Raw genomic sequence first — 20,306 nt, forward strand, 5'->3', positions numbered from 1 at the left:
TGTTTCTCCTTCGGTGGGGCTCCGCGCCAGCGTACGGGGTGCCCCGGCCCCGCCCTCACCGCGCCGGGGATCCGCCCGCCGCCCGGACGGGAGCGGACCGGACAGCAGCCCGGGCGGCGACGCCGGCGGCCTCGGCGAGCTCTCCGATCCGCAGGGAACCAGCACAGACGAGGGGCTGAGACCGGAGAAGGCGGAGGGATGCCCGAAGGATCATGCGATTCCGGACGGTGCTTTCGCCCCACAGGCGCTGCGGCTCTACCGAGGTGCCGACCCCTGGATGCCCTGCCAGGGCGTCACCATGGTGCTGGAGGTGACCTCCACCAAGCCCCAGGCCGACCGTGAGGCCAAACGCCGCTGCTGTGCCCGCGCCGGCATCCCGCTCCACCTGCTCGTCGACCGGGAGACCTCGGAGGTCACGCTCCTCGGCGACCCGAGGCAGGACGACTACCGCCGGCGCTGCACGCTCCCCTTCGGCAAGCCCCTCGCCCTCCCCGAGCCCTTCGCCTTCGACCTGGACACCAGCGACTTCCTCTGAGGCCGCGCCGGTGCCCTCCCAGGACCGGCCGGCGGGCCGGGCGAGGCGTGCGCCCGGTAGCATGGTCCCCACGGCAGACGAGCCGGGCGGACGGCCGCGTGGAGTTCCCCCAGGGGGCTTCCCGAGGAACGTCCGGGCTCCACAGGGCAAGGTGATGGCTAACGGCCACCCGGGGTGACCCGCGGGACAGTGCCACAGAAAACAGACCGCCGGGGACCTCGGTCCTCGGTAAGGGTGAAACGGTGGTGTAAGAGACCACCAGTGCCCAGGGCGACCTGGGCAGCTAGGTAAACCCCACCCGGAGCAAGGTCAAAAGGAGCGCCGTGAAACGCGCTCTGCGCGGACGTTCGAGGGCTGCCCGCCCGAGTCCGCGGGTAGACCGCACGAGGCCGGCGGCAACGCCGGTCCTAGATGGATGGCCGTCGCCGGCGGGCCCGCGAGGACCCGCCGGAACAGAACCCGGCGTACAGCCCGACTCGTCTGCCCCCCTGCGGGCCGCCGTCACGGAACCTCCACCATCAGCGGCATTCCCTCACCTCGACGCCCCGGTCACCGCCACGCTCGAAGCGTGAAAAGGCTTTTCCATGCGCACAGTTGGCCGAAATGCGGTCGCTCGTGCGAGTGATCTGATCAGTAAACGCCATGCACGGGGCATGATGTGACACCTCGTCAGGGCGGTTTCCCCCGTGTTCCCGCTCCTCGGCCGGGCTCGTCCGGCGTTCTTCCGGATACCACAGCGGGACGTGCGGGCGATGAGTTCACGACGAAATCCGGATTGCCGACGGGCTGTGCCGTCAGCGGCGTCTCCCCGTACAGCGGCGTGACTAGCATGAGTCGCACGTGGTCGGAAGATCGCCTTCCTGTTGGCTGACCTCCCTTCCGGCCCGCGGCTGCTCCGCGCCGCCGCCCTGATTCCCCTGTTCTCACCGACCGAGGGACCGCTCCATGCCCGTGCCTGCTTCGCCCAGCCAGCACCCACCGGTGGGGGCGCCGCGCACCTCGTTCGCCGCACGGTCGGCCGTGTTGGCGACGAGCGCCGCCGCCGGCGGCGCGGCCGTCGCCCTGGCGCCGTCCGACGCCTTCAGGTGGGCCCTGGCGGTGGTGGTGGCCGGCTGGGTGTGCGTGGCCGTCGTCGTCCTCGTCGACCACCGGCTCGTCCGCCGGGCCCGCGGCACAGCCGCCGAACGGGAGTCGGAGAACGGCCGTCTCCGGGCGGAGGCGACCCGGTTGTCGGCCGAGATCTCGCACCTGGCCGGTGTGACGCTGCCCGCCGTGGCCAAGCGGCTGCGGGAGGGCACGAGCGCGGCCGACGCGCTGGGCAGCGTGCCGCCGCCGTCCGATCCGCCGCTGCAGCGGCTCGTGCACACCTTCGCCGTCGTCGTCGAGGAGGACGTGCGGCGGGCGGCCGCCCTGGACGGGGAGTACCGCAGGACCCGGCACGAACTGGACCAGGCGGTGGCCGAGCTGGGACGCCTCGCGGGGGAGACGCTGCCCACCGCGGTCGCCCGGCTGCGCGACGGCCGGTCCGCCGACGCCGTGCTCGCCGAGGTCGACCTGCCCCGGCTGCCGGCGGTGCGCGCCCCGGCCGAATCGTTCGTGCGTGAGCTCGCCCACAGCGAGCGGCGCGCCGCCGCCGCGCAGGCCGCCTCCGCCAAGGCGCTCAGCCGCGTCCAGGCCAAGGCCGTGCGCATGCTCGCCGACCTGCGGGAGATGCAGGAGCGGCACGGCGAGGAGGTCTTCGGCGACCTGCTGAGGCTGGACCACAGCACCTCCCAGCTCGGCCTGATGACCGACCGGCTGGCGCTGCTCATGGGTGGCAGGTCCAGCCGCGCCTGGAACAAGCCGATCGTGATGGAGAGCATCCTGCGCGGCGCCGTCGGCCGCATCGCCGCCTACCAGCGGGTGCGCCTGCACTGCTCCACCCGCGCCGCGGTCTCCGGCTTCGCCGCCGAGGGCGTGATGCACCTGCTCGCCGAGCTGATGGACAACGCCGCGAACTTCTCCCCGCCCATCGACGAGGTGCACGTCTACGTCGAGGACCGCAGCGCCGGCATCGTCGTCACCATCGAGGACAGCGGCCTGAAGATGGCCGACGCGGCGATGCGCCGCGCCGAGGAGGCCGTGAGCGGCCGCGTCACCGACCTCGCGTCGCTGCAGGGCACCCGGCTCGGCCTGGCCGTGGTGGGACGGCTCGCGGCGAAGTACGGCATCAGCGTCAACTACCGCCCCTCCTCCCGCGGCGGCACCGGCGTCGTCGTCCTGCTGCCCCTGAACCTGCTGGCCCAGCAGCGCGACCTGGTCCCGCACGAGTCGGCCCCCCGGCCCGACGCCGTGCCCGCCCCCGCCGCGCTCGCCCCGGCCCCGCTGCCCGACGCCCCCGCCCTCCCCGGAGCCGCGCAGCGGCCCGCGGTCACGGAACGACCCGCGATCGCGGACCGGACCGCCGCCGCACGGCCCGAGCTCCCCGACCAGGGACGGCACCGGCGGCCCGACGGCACCACGCCGAACGGTCTGCCGGTCCGTGCCCCCGGCCGCACCATGGCCGAGGCGGAGCGCGAACGCGAGCAGCGCCAGTCGGCGTCCGGGCGGACCGGTGACGCGGCGCCGGCGCGGCGACCGGCACGCGACGCGGGCTCGCGGTTCGGCGCCTTCCACCGCGCCCGGCAGTCCGGGAACGGCACCACCGGCCCGGCCGTCCCGCCCGGGCCGCAGCCGCCCGAGGCCCCGTAGTCCCACCCCTTCCCGCACGGCGTCCGGGGCGACGGCGCCCCCTGCCCGCTCGAGTTCGTGAGATAGGAGGAACGGGCCGGTGACCGGTCAGCCGGACACCACCGTCCCATCACCCATCATGCAGACCACCGACAACAGCCTCAGCTGGCTCCTGCAGAACCTCTTGGAACAGACCCCCGGCGCACGGCACGCCCTGGTCCTGTCCAGGGACGGCCTGAAGCTCTGCTGGAGCGAGCACCTGACGCTCGACCGGGCCGATCAGCTGGCGGCGATCTGCTCCGGCATCCAGGCCCTCGCCCAAGGCGCCTCCGTGGAGTTCGGCGACGGCACCGGCGGCGTCCGGCAGTCGATGACCGAGTTCCACGGCGGCCTGCTGTTCATCGTGGAGGCCGGCGAGGGGGCGCACCTCGCCGTCGTCGCCGGGGAGGACGCCGATCCCGGAGTGGTCGGCCACCAGATGACGGAACTGGTCGAGCAGATCGGCGAGCACCTGCGGGCCGAGCCGCGGAACCAGGCACGCGGAAGCGGCACGTCGTGACGCGCAAACCCGTCGACACGGGGGATCCGGACCGGCTCTACACCGTCACCGGCGGCCGGAGCCGCGCCGACGAGTCCTTCGACCTGGTCACCCTCGTCGTCAGCGAGAGCGGGCCGGTGCCGGGGATGCAGTCGGAGCACGTCCGGATCCTGGAGCTGTGCCGGCACCCCACCGCCGTCGTCGAGATCGCCGCGGAGCTCGGGCTGCCGGTCACGGTGGTGCGGATCCTGCTCGGCGACCTGCTGGACACGGGCCGCATCACCGCCCGCCATCCGCGCGCGGCGCCGTCCGTCGCCTCCCTGCCCGATTCCGCCCTACTCCAAGAGGTCCTCCATGGGCTCCGCAACCTCTGAGCTCCCCTCCCGCCGCACACCGCTGAACGACACCGCGGAGACCGGTCTGAAGATCGTCGTCGTCGGGGGATTCGGCGTGGGCAAGACGACCCTGGTCCGCTCCGTGAGCGAGATCCGGCCGCTCAACACCGAGGAGGTGATGACCCAGGCCGGCGTGGGCGTCGACGAGACCGGCGCGGTGGCGACGAAGACCACCACGACGGTCGCGTTCGACTTCGGGCGGATCAGCCTCAACGACCGCATGGTGCTGTACCTGTTCGGAGCGCCCGGCCAGGAGCGCTTCTGGTTCCTGTGGGACAGCCTGTTCTCGGGAACGCTGGGCGCCGTGGTCCTCGTGGACACGCGCCGGATGGACGACTCCTGGTACGCGATAGACAGGCTGGAGCACCACCGCACGCCCTTCGTGGTGGCCGTGAACCGGTTCGACGACGACACCGCCAGGTACTCCCTGGACGAGATCCGCCAGGCGCTCGCCCTGCCCGGGCACGTGCCGATGGTCGACTGCGACGCACGGGTGAGGCAGTCCGGCAAGGACGTGCTGATCACCCTCGTGAACCACCTCCACGCCATGGCCATCGCCGAGGAGGCGACACTGTGACCGACCCCGGCCACTCCTTCGCGCATCCGGCACCACCCCCGGGCTGCCCCGCCCATTCCGGCGCGGTGCCCCTGACGGGGCTCGAGTACCAGCAGACGCCCTCGCAGCTCTACCGCGCGCTGCGCCGGGAGCACGGACCCGTCGCGCCCGTGGTGCTCGACGGCGGCGTCCCGGCCTGGCTGGTGCTGGGCTACTCCGAGGTCACGTACGTGACCAGCCATGACGAGCTGTTCGCGCGCGACTCGCGGCGCTGGAACCAGTGGGAGAACATCCCGCCGGACTGGCCGCTGCTGCCCTTCGTCGGGTACCAGCCGTCGGTGCTGTTCACCGAGGGCGAGGAGCACCGGCGGCGGGCCGGGGTGATCACCGAGGCGCTGGAGGGGGTCGACCAGTTCGAACTGTCCCGCGACTGCCTGCTGATCGCCGACGACCTCATCGCCCGGTTCGCCGGCAGCGGCCAGGCGGAACTGATGGCCGACTACGCGCACGCCCTGCCGATGCGCACCGTGGTGCAGCTGTGCGGGATGCCGACCTCGGGCGAGGACACCCGCCGGCTCGTCGACGACCTGCGGATCTCCCTGGACGCGGGGGAGGGCGACGACCCGGTGGCGGCGTACGGGCGCGTGGGCGAGCGGCTCCGGCAGCTGGTGAAGGACAAGCGGGCCGCTCCCGGCCCGGACGTCACCTCGCGCATGCTGACGCACCCGGCGGGTCTGACGGACGAGGAGGTCGTCCAGGACCTGATCTCCGTGATCGCGGCGGCGCAGCAGCCGACCGCGAACTGGATCTGCAACACGCTGCGGCTGCTGCTGACGGACGAGCGGTTCGCCGTGAACGTGTCGGGCGGCCGGCTCAGCGTGGGCGAGGCGCTCAACGAGGTGCTGTGGCTGGACACGCCGACGCAGAACTTCATCGGGCGGTGGGCCGTGCGGGACGTCCAGCTGGGCGGCCGGCAGATCCGGGCCGGCGACTGCCTGGTGCTGGGGCTGGCCGCGGCCAACACCGACCCGCAGATCTGGCCGGAGGGGCACGTGGGCGCGGAGAACGCCGCGCACCTGTCGTTCAGCAACGGCGAGCACCGCTGCCCCTACCCGGCTCCCCTGCTGGCGGACGTGATGGCCCGGACCGCGGTCGAGACGCTGCTGGAGCGGCTGCCCGACCTGGTGCTGGCGGTGGACCCGGAGGAACTGACCTGGCGTCCGTCGATCTGGATGCGAGGGCTGTCGGCGCTCCCGGTGCGGTTCACACCGGTGGTGCAGTAGCGGGCCTCTCCGGGCCCCTCGGCGGGGCCCGGACCACGACGCGGGCCGGCGGGTTGGGGACGGCCGGTGCGGGCCGGCCGGGCACGGAGCGGGCCGTACCGGGCGCGCACGCGCGTACGGACCGCGCCCGTGCGGACCGCTCGGGGGGATCAGCCCCGCACGGGGGTGAACCGCACCGGGAGGCTCTGCGGTCCGCGGGTGAACACGCCCTGCTCGGCCGGTTCGAACCCGTCGGCGAGGCGCACGTCGGGCATGGCGTCGAGGAGCTGGCCGACGCCGATCTCCACCTCGGCCTTGGCCAGCAGCGCGCCGACGCAGAAGTGCCGGCCGAGCGCGAAGGCGAGGTGGTCGGCGGCGGCGGAGAAGGCCGTCGTGGTGGTGAGGTCGTCGCGGAAGAGGTCGAAGCGGTCGGGATCGCGGTAGCGGCTCTCGTCGCGGTTGGCGGCCCCTATCAGACAGGTGACGGTGGCGCCCGCGGGCACGGTGCCGCCGCTGAGCGTCACCTCCGTCGCGGACTGCCGCATGATCATGTGGACGGGCGGGGTGAAGCGCAGGGTCTCGGCGAAGGCGCGGGGGATCAGCGAGCGGTCCGCGCGGACGGCGGCGAGCTGGTCGGGGTGGAGCAGCAGGTTGGCGAAGATGCCGGCGATGGCCTTGTCGGTGGTCTCGCCGCCGGCGGCGAGCAGCAGGCTGCAGAACGCCTTGACGTCCTCGTCGCTCATCCGCACCCCGTCGACCTCGGCGGCGCACAGCGCGGACAGCAGGTCGTCACCCGGGTTCTCGCGGCGCTCCCGGATGATCGGCAGCATGTACTCGGCGAACTCCACCCGGGTCCGCTCGCCCGCCGCCGTCACCTCGGGGTCGCCCGACAGGTTCCCGAGGAAGGCGATGACGGCCGTGTACCAGCGGTGGAAGCGCGCGTGGTCGGCCTTGTCCAGCCCCAGCATGTCGGCGATGACGTTGACCGGGAAGCGCGTGGCGTAGTCGGCGACCAGGTCGGCGGAGCCGGTGTGCCGGAAGGCGTCGACCAGTTCGCGGGAGTTGCGCTCGATGACGGGCAGGAACTTCCGCTCCAGGTCGCTGCCCCGGAAGGCGGGGGCGACGAGGGCCCGGCGCACGGCGTGCTCCCGCCCGCTGAGCTGGAGGATCGTCTTGCCGTGCACGGGCTCGATCTGCCAGGCGTAGTTGTCGGTGGTGAACTCGCCGGCCTTGTCCTTGAAGACGCGCTCGACGTCCTCGTACCGCGACACGATGTAGCTCTTCGTGGCCTCGTGCCAGATGAGGGGCGCGGTCTCCCGCATCACCCGGTAGGCGGGGTAGGGATTCGCCGCGAACTCGGGCGAGAGGATGTCGGGCACCTGCTGGGCGGTGGACATGGGGCTCCCAGAAGTCGGCATTTCATGTACGGCGCAAGATTATTGATCAACCGTCAGCTGCGACAGGGCCCTCGGGAACCGATCGTTCCGGAAGCGGGCATCGGCCGAAAACCGCCCCTCGCGGGTGCCGTTCGTGACCGGCGCTCGAGGGAGTGATCGCCCACCGCTGAGCCGTAGGGCTCCAGGAGCGGCCGCAGTACCGATGACACGTTGGGCAAGCGTCCGCGACTCCGGTTCGTTCACCCCGTGCTTGTCACTGACCTGTGGTGGCCGGCTCAGGCATCCGGCCAAACCTTGCCGATGCCGTCGTTCTTGATCGCGTAGATGGCGGGTCCCCCACGTTTCACGGCCCGGTTGATCTGCGCCTGTGCCTGGTGGATGCGCTGAACCATCTCCTCGATTCTGAGGCTCTGGTTGTCCAGGTAGAACAAGACTCCGGCCAGGCGCTCGACGGGCTGGCGTTCCCGGTCTCGTCCCCTGATGCGGCCGTCCTTGCAGAGTGGTACCCAGCCGCGCACGAGCGCGTGCTCGCCCCATTCCTCATCCGGTGTCTGCTGCCCGTCGTTCGGGAACTCGTCGGCGACCAGGTGCAGCTGCCATCCCAGGGCGGTGAGCCGTGCGGGTACCGTCTTGCCCAGGTTGCGGTCCACCAGGAATTCAGGCGGCCCGATCTCGTGTGGCGACCTGGCAGACCGCCTCGACCTGGTCACGAGACAGCCCGTACTCTGCGGCAACGGTTTCCAGTGACTCGCCGGCTTTCCACATGCCGACGATGGCGTCGACCTGGATGTTCGGGCCGGCGACGACAGGAGTGCCCCACCCGAAGCGCGGGTCGATGATCACCGGTGCGACGTCCGGGTACTGGCGCAGTCGGAGTCGGCAGGGATACTGCTCGCCGGGCTCCCAGCTGAGGCAGTGGAGATAGTCGATGATGACCTCGCGGATCGGTCTTTGACCATCGCGTGCGCGAGTCAGGTCGCCGTCCGCGTACTCCACGAAGATGTCCACGCCGTCCGTGGCGATACGGCGTGTGGCCAGCCCGTACTCGTCGTCGAAGGTGTTCCGAACGGCTTCCGTGGCGTCCCGGATGCGGGACATGCTCAGATAGCCGCGCAGCGAGCGCAGCACATAGGCCTCCACGACCGCCACGAAGGGCAGCGAGGGCCAGCCGCGTTTCACCGGTTCCACGCTGTGGACCAAGGGCACTCCTGCAGCGTTGTCGTGGCGCAGCCAACGCTGCAGTGTGCGATCGGGCAGCTGGAGGTGCCTGGCCGCTTCCTGGATGCTCAGCAGCGGGTCGCCGAACCTGTCCACCATTGCCGACACCTCCGTCCTCTGTGTAGTTGCTTCCGGGCACAGCGCTGCCCCTCCCCCCCACGCTAGACCGAGGGCTGCACGCTAGCGAGACAGCTCCGTCCGCGGAGGGTGCCGACAGGGTGATTCACCGGAACGAGTCTCCGAGGCCGGAAGGTGGCAGCCGGGGCGGAAGCGGCGTCCCGCCGGGGCATGGAGACTCCTGGCTTCCGCCGGGACAGACAGCTCGTCTCTCGTCTCGCGTGCGGACACACCAGGCCGGCGAAGAGGGCGGCGCCTGCGTGGAGGCGGCCACCCGCCCGCACACCGTGCACGTGCGGGACTCGAAGGACGTGAACCGTCCGGGACCGGCGGTCGGTTCGGAGGCGTGGGCCGCGTTCGTCGGGTTCACCACTGACCGGATCGGCTGAGTCGCGAGGTTACCGCTGTGCCCTGTGACTTCGAGGCGAGCCACAGGGCACAGGCGTGTCCGAGGTGGCGCGGCGGTAAAAGGGAGTGCGGGCGTTCGAGCAGGTGGGATACGTTCCTGCCTGTTCGAAGGGGGGCCGACATGGCGAAGCTGAACCAGATCATCGCGGTCGAGAAGGGTGTCAAGAGCAAGTCGCTCCAGGACATCAACGCGGCGCACACCAAGGTGCAGAAGCCGGCGCTGCTGGCCGGCATCTCGCGCACGTACCAGCCGAAGGACGAGGAGGGCGAGCAGCTGCCGCCCGAGTCCACGCGGGTGCAGGTGCAGGCCGAGGACGTGCTGCGGGAGATGTCCGCGTCGCTGACGCGGCTGTTCGACGTGACCGCGACCAAGGACTGGGCGAACTGCACGGCCCGCGCGGACGTCACCGTCGACGGACGGACGATCGTCGCCGACGTGCCGGTCAGCCACCTGCTCTTCCTGGAGAAGCAGCTCGCGGACCTGCACACCTTCGTCAAGAAGCTGCCCACCCTCGACGCCGCCGAGTCCTGGTCCCACGACCCGTCCACGGACTGGTGGAAGACCGATCCGGTCCGCACGATCCGCACGAAGAAGGTCCCGCGCAACCACGTCAAGGCGGAGGCCACCGAGAAGCACCCGGCGCAGGTCGAGGTGTACTACGAGGACGTGCCCATCGGGTACTGGACCACCGTGAAGTTCTCCGGCGCCCTTCCGGCGCGGCGGGTGAACGAACTGGTGGAGCGGGTCGAGAAGCTCCAGCAGGCCGTGAAGTTCGCCCGCGAGGAGGCCAACGGCGCCGAGGTCACCGACCAGCGGGTCGGCGACGCGGTGTTCGGCTACCTGTTCGGCTGACGCGGCCGCACGTCACCACCATGATCGCCCCCGCGTGCGAGCGCGGGGGTGCGCTACGGGGCGCGGGCCGGATTGAGGACCGGTTCGCGCCAGGAGCGCAAGCTGAAACTGAAGTTCAGCCTGAAAGCGCGGCTCGCCGAGACGGCGGCCGCGGTCAATCTCAGACTCTCGCTCCAGTCTCAGCATCGCCGCCGATCGCCGGACCGACCGGGGACGGACGAACGCCGTCGGATGCGAGTTCGACTCTCGCCTGCGCCTCTTTCCCGGCGCGGTAGTTCAAAGGAAGAACACGACGGCATGATGACTGATCCGTCCTCTTGAACGCCGCCGGCGTGCGCAATTGGGTGGCATCCCCAGGGGCCCGGGAGCTGGATACGACTCCCGGGCTCCGCCACGTCCGGCGACGAGGGCCTGCCCTTTCGCTCCGTCGGCGGTGGCGTTCCTCAGCCGCCCGGAGCGACCGTCCCCAGCGACCGCTCCGCCACCCGGCTCAGGTGCCGTGCGAACACCTCCCGTGCGTCGGGCGTCAGCGTGCGCAGCGCCACCAGGGCCGTGATCACGACGTCGCACAGCTCGGACTCGACGTCCTGCCAGGTGTGGCTGGTGCCCTTGCGGGGGTTCTGGCCGGTCGCGCCGATCACCGCCTGGGCGGCCTCCCCGACCTCCTCCGACAGCTTCAGCACGCGCAGCAGGACCGCTTCGCGTCCGCGCACCGGCTGATCGGCGTCCAGCCAGGCGCACAGGGCGTCGACGGTGGCCCAGAGGCCGGTCCCGGTGGGCAGGCCGGTCCCGGCGGGGACGGAGGCGGAAGCGGAGGCGAGCGGGGGCTGCGGGGCGTCCGGGCGGCTGTCGTCCATGGACGCAGCCTGCCACGGCACGCCACCGCGGCCGAAGAGAAGCGACCCCTGCGGAGGGCCGGTTCACGGAGGGCCGGTCCAGGAAGGGGCGATCCGGGGAGGGGCGGGATCGCTCCGTGAAGTCCGGGGTGCCGGAGGAGCGCCGGGGGTCCGGCCGGGCGCCGGCTACTCCTCGAACAGCGTCTCCTGCTCCCCTTCCTCCTGCCGACGCAGCCGCTTGGCGCGCAGGCCCAGGACCACCGCGGTGACCGCCGCCGTCACGCCCAGGGCCGCCGGGACCATCCAGTCCCGGTTGACCGCGTGGCGCAGGGCGTGGTCGAGGGAGAGCCGGCCGGGGCCGGTGACGGCGAGGGCCGCACCGATCAGGCCGAGGGAGGCCGGGTGCTCGTAGCCGCCGCTCTGGGCGAAGAAGCCGTTGGGCACGTGCACCGCGGACGCGCCCGCCATCGCGCCGGCCGCCGCCGCGCCCGCCGCCGGGGTGGCCAGGCCCAGCGCCAGCAGGGCGCCGCCGCCGGTCTCCGCCAGGCCCGCCGCCGCGGCGTTGGCCTTGCCGGGCACGTACCCGACGGACTCCATGAACTGGCCGGTTCCCTCCAGCCCGTGTCCGCCGAACCAGCCGAACAGCTTCTGCGTGCCGTGGGCCACCAGCACTCCTCCGGTGCCCAGCCGGAGCAGCAGCAGGCCGATGTCGCGTCGGTCGTAACAGGTCACGGTGAACTCCAGACGTCGGGAACGACCCCCTCCGCCTCTCCACCGTCGCACCCTTCACCCCCGTACGGCCCGTGCTGGGCGCCGTTCGGGTGGCGGGGCCCCGGGAGCGGTGTGAGGCTGACGCGTATGGCGATCCAGACCGGAAAACTCACCGACCCGGCCGTCCGGGCCTTCGTCTCCGCCGTCAACGCCCACGACCGCGAGACGTTCCTGGGCCTGCTCACACCCGACGCGACCATGGCGGACGACGGTTCCGACCGGGACCTCGCCGCGTGGATCGATCAGGAGATCTTCTCCACGCACGGTCACATGGAGGTCGACAACGAGTCGAACGGCGGCCGCGCCCTCCTCGCCCGCTACAGCAACGACACCTGGGGCGAGATGCGCACCCGGTGGCGTTTCGTCGTCGAGGACGACGGGCGGATCTCCCGCTTCGAGACCGGGCAGGCGTGAGCGGGAGAGCCCTCACGGCCGGAGCGCACCCCACGGCCCGTGCCGCGGGGTGCGCTCCGGCCGCCGGCGTCCCGGGGCCGGGGGACCCGCCGGACGGGCGGCCGCCGCTCACCGCCGGGCCGACGGCCGGATCCGGCCGGACACCCGTGCGGTGAGCGGCCCCGGCGGCCCCGGCGGCCCCGGCGGCTCGCGCCGGGCTGTGCCGTCCGTCAGGCGTGCACGGCCCGCTCGGTCAGGGTGATCCGGCCGGCCTCGATGGTGGCCAGGCGCGGGGCGCGGCGGGCGATGGACGAGTCGTGGGTGACCATGACGAAGGTCAGCCCGTGCTCCCGCCACAGGCCCTCCAGCAGGGCCATGATGTCGTCGCGGGTGCCCTCGTCGAGGTTGCCGGTGGGTTCGTCGGCGAGGAGGACCTTCGGCTGCTTCACCAGGGCGCGGGCGATGGCGACGCGCTGCTGCTGGCCGCCCGACATCTCGGACGGGACGTGCGAGAGCCGTTCGCCCAGGCCGACCGAGCGCAGGGCCTCGGCCGCGCGCTCGCGCCGTTCGGCGGGCTTCACCCCGAGCGGGACCAGGGCCGTCTCCACGTTCTCCTGCGCGGTCAGGGTCGGGATCAGGTTGAACGCCTGGAAGATGATGCCGATCTTCTCCGCGCGCACCCGGGTCAGCCGGGCCTCGCCGAGGGTCGCCAGGTCGACGCCGTCGAGTTCGACGCAGCCCTGCGTCGGGCGGTCCAGGCCGCCGATCATCTGCAGCAGCGTCGACTTGCCGCCGCCGGTGGGGCCCTGGATGACGAGCTGGTCGCCGTCCTCGATGGTGAGGTCGACGCCGCGCAGCGCCTCGACGGTCTCCTTGCCCCGTGTGTAGCGCTTGGTGACGCCGGTGAGCTTGTACATGGGTTCTCCGTAAGGGGTGTGACGCTCGCTCGGGAGACGTCGGTCAGGACACGTCGGTCGTCAGGAAACGCTGCGCAGGGCGTCCGCCGGGCGCATCCGGGAGGCGCGCCAGCCGCCCATGGCGCCGGCGACGAGCCCGCCGGCGACGGCGAGGCCGACCGCGAGGGCGATGGTGGTGACCGAGACGGGGGCGGAGAGCGCGATCTCCAGGGTGCTGCCGGCCGACTGCCGCCCCGGGCCGCCGCCCGGGCCGCCGCCCATGCCGCCCCCGCCACCGGCGCTGCCGAGCTGCGCGGTCAGCTTCGGGCTGATCGCGGTGACCGTGTAGGCCGCCGCCAGACCGAGCGCGATGCCGAGGGCGCCGCCGAGCAGGCCGTTGACCATGGACTCGCCGACGACCTGCCGGGTGACCCGGCGGCTCGGCCAGCCCAGCGCCTTCAGCGTGCCGAACTCCCGCACCCGCCGGGACACCGCGGAGGAGGTGAGCAGGGCGGCCACCAGGAACGCGGCCGCGAGCACCGCGATCGACAGCCACTTGCCGACGCTGGTCGCCAGGTCCGACGCGGTGGACAGGGAGCCGGAGACCGTCTCCGCGAGGTCGGCGGAGGTCGTCACCGTCGTACCGGAGATGTTCTTCTGGATGGTCGCCTTGACGGTGTCGATCTGCTGCGAGTCGGTCGCCTTGACGTAGATCGTGGTGACCTGGCCGGCCGCGTCGGCGAGGGTCTGCGCCTGCTTCAGCGGCAGGTAGACGTCCGTGGCGGACTCGCCGCTGTCGGGGGTCGCGATGCCGATGACCTTGTACTTCGTGCCGGAGATCGTCAGCGTCGAACCGGCCTTGTAGGAGTTCTCCTTGGCGTACGAGGCGCTGACGACGGCGACCGCGGCGTCGGCCTGCGCGGCCGTGAACGTCGTCCCGGAGGTGATCTCCGAGGTGGCCAGCGGGCCGAGGTCCTGGTTCGTGACGTCGACGCCGGCCACGGAGTAGGAGTTGACGTCGAAGGCGGCGCCGCCGCCCTGGACCTGGGGTGCCGCGGTGCCACCGCCGCCCTGGCCGCCGCCGGGGCCGCCCTGGCCCTGCGACTGGCCGCTGTCGCTCTGCGCCTTGCCCTGGGTGAAGGAGCCGTCGACCTTGGTGACGTTCAGGGTGAGGGCGCCGACCGCGGCCGCCACGCCCTTCTGGCCGGCGACCTTCGTCACGAGCGAGGACTTCAGGGCCTGACCCCCCTGTGTCATCACCCGGTCCGAACTCTGTTCCTCGTCCTCCTCGGAAGAGGCGTCGAATTCGAATCTGGGACCCTGTGAACTGTTCGCGGTGGGTGCCGTCCGGGCCTTGGTGACGGTCATGTCGGTGCCGAGCCCGTAGAGCGACCGCAGGACCTTGTCCTGCGCCTGCGTCATGCCGGCCGACACCGAGTTGACGGTGATGACCAGTGCGATTCCGAGCGCCAGACCCAGGGCGACGACCAGGGCCGCCTTCTTGCGCCGGCCCAGTTCGCGCTTGAGATAGATGCCAAACATCCCGTTCCTCGAAAGGTTCTTGGCGCCCGCTGTGGGCGCGGGCTCAAATTAGGGAGGAACCTTGGAGCCGACATGGGTAAAGGATGTGTGAGACCTGGGAATTCGGGCGGGCGGACATGAGAATTCCCTGAGCGGGCCGGACGGAACTCCAAGGGCGCCTCCCGTACGCGCCGTCAGGCGCCCGGACCGGACGGTGGTGCGGCAGCCGTGGACGGTGGCGCGGCAGCCGTGGACCGTGGCGCGGCAGCCGTCCACGGCCCGGTGCGCGTCCCGCGCCCCACGCCCCACGCCCCGCGCACGGCGTCGCGGCCGAACACGCCGTCACCGACGGCGTGTTCGCCCCCGGCGGCGGATCCGCCCGGCGCCGCACGGCGCGCGCGACGCCGACGGCGCCCGTCACCGGCTCGGACGGTGTCCCGCCGACGCGCCCCGCGGGGAACCTCCCTCACCCGTTCGGGTGCGATCTCACGGCGCGTCACGTCGGCCGCCTCCCCCGCCGGTCCGGGCGCGGCCCCGCCGACGGCTGCCCGGTCGCCGCCCCGGCCTGCGCCCTCGACCGGCGCCGATGGCCACGGCGGTCCCCGGCCGTCCGGCCGCGCTCGCCGTCCGGGACGCGTCCGCCCGTCACCCGACTGTTGTGCACGCGTCAACCACAGGTCGTCCCAGGGTCGTCCCCGGCCACTCCAATGCCTCCTGCACACCACCGTCAGGGGAGGACCGGATGACATCCGCAGCACACCCGTCCCAGCACGCCCCCGAACTCCGCGCCGCCGCCCGGCACATCGGCCGCCGCCGCTTCCTCACCGTCACCGGCGCGGCCGCCGCGCTCGCGTTCGCCGTCAACCTGCCGACCGCCGGCGCCGCGGCCGCCGCCGAACTCGACCCCGCGCGGATCACCGACGACCCCTTCACCCTCGGCGTCGCCTCCGGGGACCCGCTGCCCGGCTCCGTGCTCCTGTGGACACGCCTCGCCCCGGCCCCCTACCAGCCCGACGGCGGCCTGCCGGCGGAACGCGTCACCGTCCGCTGGGAGCTCGCCCACGACGAGAACTTCCGCCGGATCGTCAGACGCGGCACCGCCACCGCGCACCCCGAGTTCCACCACACCGTCCACGTCGAGGTGCCCCACCTCGCCCCCGACCGCGTCTTCCACTACCGCTTCCGCGTCGGCGCCTGGGTCAGCCCGGCCGGCCGCACCCGCACCGCGCCGGCCGCCCACAGCCGCACCTCGGGCCTCACCCTCGCCGCCGTCTCCTGCCAGGCCTACGCCGACGGCTACTACACCCCGTACGCCCACCTCGCGCAGGACGACGTCGACGTCGTCTTCCACCTCGGGGACTACCTCTACGAGTACGCGATCGACTCGGTCGGCAACCACCGCAACTACACCGACCGGACCCTCCCCGACGTCTTCGACCGCGAGACGGTGACCCTGGAGGACTACCGGCTGCGCTACGCCCTCTACAAGTCCGACCCCGACCTGATGGCCGCGCACGCCGCGCACCCCTTCGTCGTCACCTGGGACGACCACGAGACCGAGAACAACTACGCCGGCGACACCCCCGAGAACACCGTCCCGCCGGAGGAGTTCCTGCTGCGCCGCGCCTCCGCCTACCGCGCCTACTGGGAGAACCAGCCGCTGCGCCGCCCCCAGCTCCCCGACGGCCACGACATGCGGCTGTACCGGCGCCTGCACTGGGGCGGCCTCGCCCAGTTCGACGTCCTCGACACCCGCCAGTACCGCTCCGACCAGGCCTACGGCGACGGCGCGCAGCTGCCCGGGCCCGACATCGACGACCCCTCGCGCACCATGACCGGCGCGACGCAGGAGCGGTGGCTCATCGACGGGTGGCGGACGTCGCGGGCGCTGTGGAACGTCGTGCCCCAGCAGGTCACCTTCTCGCAGCGCAAGCTCGACCTGAACCCGGTCGCCAAGCTGTCGATGGACGCCTGGGACGGCTACCGCGCCTCCCGCCGCCGCGTCCTGGACGGCGCGAAGGCCGCCGGCGTCGACAACCTGATGGTCCTCACCGGCGACGTGCACGTCGGCTACGCCTTCGACGTCAAGGACGACTTCGACGACCCGGCGTCCCGCACGCTCGGCACCGAGATCGTGGCCACCTCGATCGCGAGCGGCCGCAACGGCTCCGAGAAGCCCGCGAACTGGAACACCTACATGACCGCCAACCCGCACCTGAGGTTCTACGACGGGCGGCGCGGCTACGTCACCGTCTCCCTCGGCCGCGACCTCGCCCGCGCCGACTTCAAGGCCGTCCCCTACGTCACCACGCCGGGCGCCCCGATCAGCACGGCCGCGTCCTTCGTGACGGAGGTCGGCGACCAGGGCCTGAAGCCGGCCTGACCCGACGGGCCCTCAGGAGGCCGGCGGCGGCCAGGGGTCGCCCCAGTCCGCGTCCCGGGCGGCCCTGTACAGGTCGCCGTGCCGCTTCGTCACCGTCGTCCGCTCCAGCCGCTCCTCGGCCTCGCACAGGTCGAGGAGCACCTGGCCCTTGCGGATCTGCGGCCGCCGGACCACCCGGGAGGGCGCCGGGGCGACCGGGAAGCGGGCGGCGGCGACATAGCTGAACTTCTCGTCCTCGTACGGCAGCGAACCGCCCTTGACCTGCCGGTGCAGGGAGGAACGGCTGACCCGCGCCGAGAAGTGGCACCAGTCCGTGCCCGGCACGATCGGGCAGGCGGCGCTGTGCGGGCAGGGCGCGGCGACCCGGAAGCCGGCCGCGACGAGGCGGTCGCGGGCCTCGATGACACGGGCGTACCCGTCCGGGGTGCCGGGCTCCACGATCACGACGGCCTGTGCGGCGGAGGCGGCGGCGTCGACGAGGGCGGCGCGGTCGCCGGCCGGCAGCTCGTTCAGGACGTAGGAGACGGTGACCAGGTCGGTGGGGTCGAGAGCGAGCGACGCGCCGATGCGGGCGCGCCGCCAGCTCACGTCCCGCAGCGCCGGGTTCGCCGCGGCGATCTCCCGGCCGAGGGCCAGGGCGGGCTCGGCCCAGTCGAGCACCGTCACCGGACGCCGCCCCTCCCAGGTGGCGCCGACCGCCCAGGTCGCCGCCCCCGTGCCGCCGCCGACGTCGACGTGGCTGCCGGGCGCCCACCCCGGTACGGCGTCCGCGAACGCCTCCAGCGCCGAGCACACCGCCTCGAAGGTGGCCGGCATGCGGTAGGCGGCGTACGCGGCCACGTCGGCGCGGTCGCGCAGGATGGGGGCGTCGGTCGGGGTGGCCCCCCGGTAGCTGGCGATCAGCCGCTCGACGGCCTGCGCGGCCTGCTTCGGCGGGAGTCCCTCGAGGAGGTCCGTGAGGGCGCCACGGAGGGTGTCGGAGGCGGATGCGGAGACGTTCACGGGACGATTTTCTCAGGTCCCGCGCGCGGATCCCCCAGGTCCCGCGGCCGGCCCGGACCCCTCACCGCACCGCCATCGCCATCCGCGTCCCCACCAGGGCCCGCGGAGCGTTGTCCGGCGCCCTGCGCACCGGGTGCACCGTGTTCGCCAGCAGCACCACGAACGTGTCCGTCGCCGGGTCCAGGACCAGCGACGTCCCGGTGAACCCGGTGTGGCCCGCGGCCCCCTCCCCGGCGAGCTCCCCCATGAACCACGGCTGGTCCACCATGAACCCCAGCCCCGGCCGGGTCAGCAGCAGCTCCACGAAGTCGGGCCCGAGGATGCGGGCGGGACCGTAGGAGCCGCCCGCCAGCAGGGTGCGGCAGAACACGGCCAGGTCGCCGCCCGTGGAGAACAGGCCCGCGTGACCGGCCACCCCGCCCAGCGCCCAGGCGTTCTCGTCGTGCACCACGCCCCGCAGCATCCCCCGGTCCGCCTTGGCCCACGGCCGCCGCTGGTCCTCGGTGGCCGCCGCGCCGGGGCAGGGCCCGAAGCCGGTCGACGTCATGCCCAGCGGCCGGGTGATCCCGTCGCGCACGAGGACGTCCAGGGTGCGCCCGGTCAGGCGCTCCAGGAGCTGCTGGAGCAGGAGCATGTTCAGGTCGGAGTAGCCGTACGCGCCCGGCGCGCGCACCGGCGCCTGGGCGCGCAGCAGCTGCAGGCGCTCCGCGTCGTCCGCGCAGTCGTACAGCGGCACCTCGGGACGCAGCCCGGAGGTGTGGGTGAGGAGCTGGCGGACGGTGATGCCGTGGGCGGCGGCCGCGTGGAAGTCGGGCAGGTAGGCGCCCACCCGGGCGTCGATGCCGAGGGTGCCCCGCTCGATCTGCTGGACCGCCGCGACCGCCGTGAACAGCTTGGTCAGCGACGCCAGGTCGAAGGGCGTGCCGACGGTCATCGGCACCCGGGCCGCGGGCGGCAGCTCCACCCCCGCGCCGGCCCGCGGGTCGTACGCGGCGTACCGCACCGCCCAGCCCACCGCCTCGCGCACGGCGATCACCGGGCCGCGTCCGGCGACCACGACGGCGCCCGCCGCCCAGGGCCGCTCCCCGCCGGTGGCGTCCACGACGTCGCGCACGAGGTGACGCATCTCCTCGGGATCGAGCCCGGCACGCTCCGGGGTGTCGACGCGCAGTCTCGACGCGCTCAGCTGCCCTCTCCTTCCCTCGCCCTCGACCGGACGGGGACGACCCCGTCCCCGTCCGGCGCCGTCGTCCAGGGACGGCACATTCCCACGAAGCAGCCCAGCGCCACCAGTGCCGCCGTCAGCTGGACGACGGCCATCGGGACGGCGGTGTGCTCACCGGCGACGCCGACGAGCGGCGAGGCGACCGCGCCGATCAGGAAGGACGACGTCCCCAGGAGCGCCGAGGCCGACCCGGCGGAGTGCCGGACCCGCACCAGGGCGAGCGTCTGGGCGTTGGGCAGCGTCACGCCCATCGCGGACATCAGGACGAACAGCGCCGCCGCCACCGGGGCCAGCCCGACCTCGCCGAACACCCCGGCCGACATCAGCAGCAGGGCGGCCGCGGCCAGCGCGACCACCGTCAGGCCGGCCGCCAGCACCCGCTCCAGGCGGACCCGGCCCACCAGCAGCTTGCCGTTGACCTGTCCGACCAGGACCAGCCCGACCGAGTTCGCGCCGAACAGCAGGCCGAACGTCTGCGGCGAGGCGCCGTGGATCTCCTGCACCACGAACGGCGAGGCCGCGATGTACGCGAACAGCGCCGCGAAGGCGAAGCCGCCGGTCAGCAGGTAGCCGGTGAAGGGCAGGTCGGCGAGGAGCCGGCGCATCGAGCGCAGCGCCTCGCCGACCCCGCCCGCGTGCCGGCCGCCGGCGTCCAGCGTCTCCGGCAGCCGCGCCCACACCAGCCCGGCCAGCGCCAGCCCCACCGCCGTGAGGACCACGAACACGCCCCGCCAGTCCGTCACCCGCAGGATCTGCGCCCCGATCAGCGGCGCGACCACGGGCGCGACCCCGGAGATCAGCATCAGCGTGGAGAAGAAACGGGCCATCGCCACCCCGTCGTACAGGTCGCGCACGACGGCCCGCGCGATCACGATCCCGGCGGCGCCCGCGAGACCCTGCAGCAGCCGGAACACGACCAGCAGCTCGACGGTGGGGGCGAGGGCGCACAGCGCGGTCGCGAGGACGTACACCACGAGCCCGGCGAGCAGCGGGCGCCGGCGGCCCCACCGGTCGCTCATCGGGCCCACCACCAGCTGCCCCAGCGCCATCCCGGCGAGGCAGGCGGTCAGGGTGAGCTGGACGGTCGAGGCGGGCGCGTGCAGCCGGCGGGTGACCTCGGGCAGCGCCGGGAGGTACAGGTCCATCGACAGCGGGGGAGTGGCTGTCAGCCCGCCCAGCACGAAGGTGACGAGCAGTCCGGTCCGGCGCCGCGCACGCGAGGGCGGCGCCGCCGCCGCCCGTGACACCTCGGGTGTCGCCCCGCCCTCGGGCATCCGTCGCCCCTCCCTCT

General features: G+C 73.0%; 19 protein-coding genes, 1 other RNA gene and 1 pseudogene. 11 read left to right on the plus strand and 10 right to left on the minus strand.

What is annotated here, in order from left to right; genetic code table 11:
• Positions 1-160 precede the first annotated feature (160 nt).
• From ACH4F6_RS28340 to ACH4F6_RS28370, 7 genes and pseudogenes are all read left to right on the plus strand, one after another.
• A pseudogene (locus tag ACH4F6_RS28340) lies at positions 161-535 on the plus strand (Uma2 family endonuclease); the annotation flags it as partial.
• 78 nt (positions 536-613) lie between these two features.
• An RNA gene (gene rnpB, locus ACH4F6_RS28345) (RNase P RNA component class A) lies at positions 614-1,018 on the plus strand.
• A 462-nt stretch (positions 1,019-1,480) separates the two neighbouring features.
• Positions 1,481-3,265 (plus strand): ATP-binding protein, encoded by a 1,785-nt coding sequence (locus ACH4F6_RS28350; protein WP_397963194.1) that lies wholly within the window; start codon positions 1,481-1,483, stop codon positions 3,263-3,265.
• 118 nt (positions 3,266-3,383) lie between these two features.
• A complete protein-coding gene (locus tag ACH4F6_RS28355) occupies positions 3,384-3,803 on the plus strand; it encodes a roadblock/LC7 domain-containing protein (protein WP_397963195.1) in 420 nt (139 codons plus the stop codon).
• Positions 3,800-4,156 carry a DUF742 domain-containing protein gene (locus tag ACH4F6_RS28360; protein WP_397963196.1) on the plus strand — a complete coding sequence of 119 codons (357 nt, stop codon included), beginning with the start codon at positions 3,800-3,802 and terminating at the stop codon, positions 4,154-4,156. The genes ACH4F6_RS28355 and ACH4F6_RS28360 overlap by 4 nt, the downstream gene beginning before the upstream one ends.
• Positions 4,137-4,754, plus strand: coding sequence for a GTP-binding protein (locus ACH4F6_RS28365; protein ID WP_397963197.1), 618 nt, complete (start codon positions 4,137-4,139; stop codon positions 4,752-4,754). Before ACH4F6_RS28360 ends, ACH4F6_RS28365 begins: the two co-directional genes overlap by 20 nt.
• Positions 4,751-6,016 carry a cytochrome P450 gene (locus tag ACH4F6_RS28370; RefSeq protein ID WP_397963199.1) on the plus strand — a complete coding sequence of 422 codons (1,266 nt, stop codon included), beginning with the start codon at positions 4,751-4,753 and terminating at the stop codon, positions 6,014-6,016. The genes ACH4F6_RS28365 and ACH4F6_RS28370 overlap by 4 nt, the downstream gene beginning before the upstream one ends.
• Before the next feature lie 149 nt (positions 6,017-6,165).
• On the opposite strand, the gene ACH4F6_RS28375 is transcribed toward ACH4F6_RS28370, so the two are convergent.
• From ACH4F6_RS28375 to ACH4F6_RS28385, 3 genes are all read right to left on the minus strand, one after another.
• Positions 6,166-7,392 (minus strand): cytochrome P450, encoded by a 1,227-nt coding sequence (locus ACH4F6_RS28375; RefSeq protein WP_397963200.1) that lies wholly within the window; start codon positions 7,390-7,392, stop codon positions 6,166-6,168.
• 275 nt (positions 7,393-7,667) lie between these two features.
• On the minus strand, positions 7,668-8,042 hold the full coding sequence (locus ACH4F6_RS28380; RefSeq protein ID WP_397963201.1) for a toxin-antitoxin system, toxin component, PIN family protein: 375 nt from the start codon (positions 8,040-8,042) through the stop codon (positions 7,668-7,670).
• A 7-nt stretch (positions 8,043-8,049) separates the two neighbouring features.
• Positions 8,050-8,709, minus strand: a complete 660-nt coding sequence (locus ACH4F6_RS28385; protein WP_397963202.1) for a DUF433 domain-containing protein — start codon at positions 8,707-8,709, stop codon at positions 8,050-8,052.
• 239 nt (positions 8,710-8,948) lie between these two features.
• On the opposite strand from ACH4F6_RS28385, the gene ACH4F6_RS28390 reads away from it, so the two are divergent.
• Entirely contained in the window at positions 8,949-9,116 is a 168-nt protein-coding gene (locus tag ACH4F6_RS28390) for a DUF397 domain-containing protein (RefSeq protein WP_397963203.1), read from the plus strand.
• Between the two features lie 140 nt (positions 9,117-9,256).
• Positions 9,257-9,988 carry a hypothetical protein gene (locus tag ACH4F6_RS28395; protein ID WP_397963204.1) on the plus strand — a complete coding sequence of 244 codons (732 nt, stop codon included), beginning with the start codon at positions 9,257-9,259 and terminating at the stop codon, positions 9,986-9,988.
• A gap of 443 nt (positions 9,989-10,431) precedes the next feature.
• On the opposite strand, the gene ACH4F6_RS28400 is transcribed toward ACH4F6_RS28395, so the two are convergent.
• Together ACH4F6_RS28400 and ACH4F6_RS28405 are read right to left on the minus strand one after the other, a co-directional pair.
• Positions 10,432-10,845: a MazG-like family protein gene (locus ACH4F6_RS28400; RefSeq protein WP_397963205.1), complete on the minus strand. Its 414-nt coding sequence runs from the start codon at positions 10,843-10,845 to the stop codon at positions 10,432-10,434.
• 165 nt (positions 10,846-11,010) lie between these two features.
• The gene (locus ACH4F6_RS28405; RefSeq protein ID WP_397963206.1) at positions 11,011-11,556 is read right to left on the minus strand and encodes a DoxX family protein; all 546 of its coding nucleotides are present in this window, start codon (positions 11,554-11,556) and stop codon (positions 11,011-11,013) included.
• 126 nt (positions 11,557-11,682) lie between these two features.
• On the opposite strand from ACH4F6_RS28405, the gene ACH4F6_RS28410 reads away from it, so the two are divergent.
• Positions 11,683-12,009 (plus strand): nuclear transport factor 2 family protein, encoded by a 327-nt coding sequence (locus ACH4F6_RS28410; RefSeq protein ID WP_397963208.1) that lies wholly within the window; start codon positions 11,683-11,685, stop codon positions 12,007-12,009.
• 209 nt (positions 12,010-12,218) lie between these two features.
• Here the strand turns inward: ACH4F6_RS28410 and ACH4F6_RS28415 are convergent, their stop codons facing one another.
• Together ACH4F6_RS28415 and ACH4F6_RS28420 are read right to left on the minus strand one after the other, a co-directional pair.
• Complete coding sequence (locus ACH4F6_RS28415) at positions 12,219-12,905, minus strand: ABC transporter ATP-binding protein (protein ID WP_397963209.1); 687 nt, start codon at positions 12,903-12,905, stop codon at positions 12,219-12,221.
• A gap of 60 nt (positions 12,906-12,965) precedes the next feature.
• The gene (locus ACH4F6_RS28420; RefSeq protein ID WP_397963210.1) at positions 12,966-14,426 is read right to left on the minus strand and encodes an ABC transporter permease; all 1,461 of its coding nucleotides are present in this window, start codon (positions 14,424-14,426) and stop codon (positions 12,966-12,968) included.
• A gap of 721 nt (positions 14,427-15,147) precedes the next feature.
• On the opposite strand from ACH4F6_RS28420, the gene ACH4F6_RS28425 reads away from it, so the two are divergent.
• Positions 15,148-16,788 carry an alkaline phosphatase D family protein gene (locus ACH4F6_RS28425; protein ID WP_397963211.1) on the plus strand — a complete coding sequence of 547 codons (1,641 nt, stop codon included), beginning with the start codon at positions 15,148-15,150 and terminating at the stop codon, positions 16,786-16,788.
• Between the two features lie 12 nt (positions 16,789-16,800).
• Here the strand turns inward: ACH4F6_RS28425 and ACH4F6_RS28430 are convergent, their stop codons facing one another.
• From ACH4F6_RS28430 to ACH4F6_RS28440, 3 genes are all read right to left on the minus strand, one after another.
• Positions 16,801-17,790, minus strand: a complete 990-nt coding sequence (locus tag ACH4F6_RS28430) for a small ribosomal subunit Rsm22 family protein (protein ID WP_397963212.1) — start codon at positions 17,788-17,790, stop codon at positions 16,801-16,803.
• Positions 17,791-17,851: 61 nt separating this feature from the next.
• The gene (locus ACH4F6_RS28435) at positions 17,852-19,054 is read right to left on the minus strand and encodes a serine hydrolase domain-containing protein (protein ID WP_397963213.1); all 1,203 of its coding nucleotides are present in this window, start codon (positions 19,052-19,054) and stop codon (positions 17,852-17,854) included.
• The gene (locus tag ACH4F6_RS28440; RefSeq protein ID WP_397963214.1) at positions 18,973-20,289 is read right to left on the minus strand and encodes a multidrug effflux MFS transporter; all 1,317 of its coding nucleotides are present in this window, start codon (positions 20,287-20,289) and stop codon (positions 18,973-18,975) included. The genes ACH4F6_RS28435 and ACH4F6_RS28440 overlap by 82 nt, the downstream gene beginning before the upstream one ends.
• Positions 20,290-20,306: the final 17 nt, after the last annotated feature.

This window comes from Streptomyces sp. NPDC017936 (genome assembly GCF_044328485.1).
GTDB lineage: Bacteria > Actinomycetota > Actinomycetes > Streptomycetales > Streptomycetaceae > Streptomyces.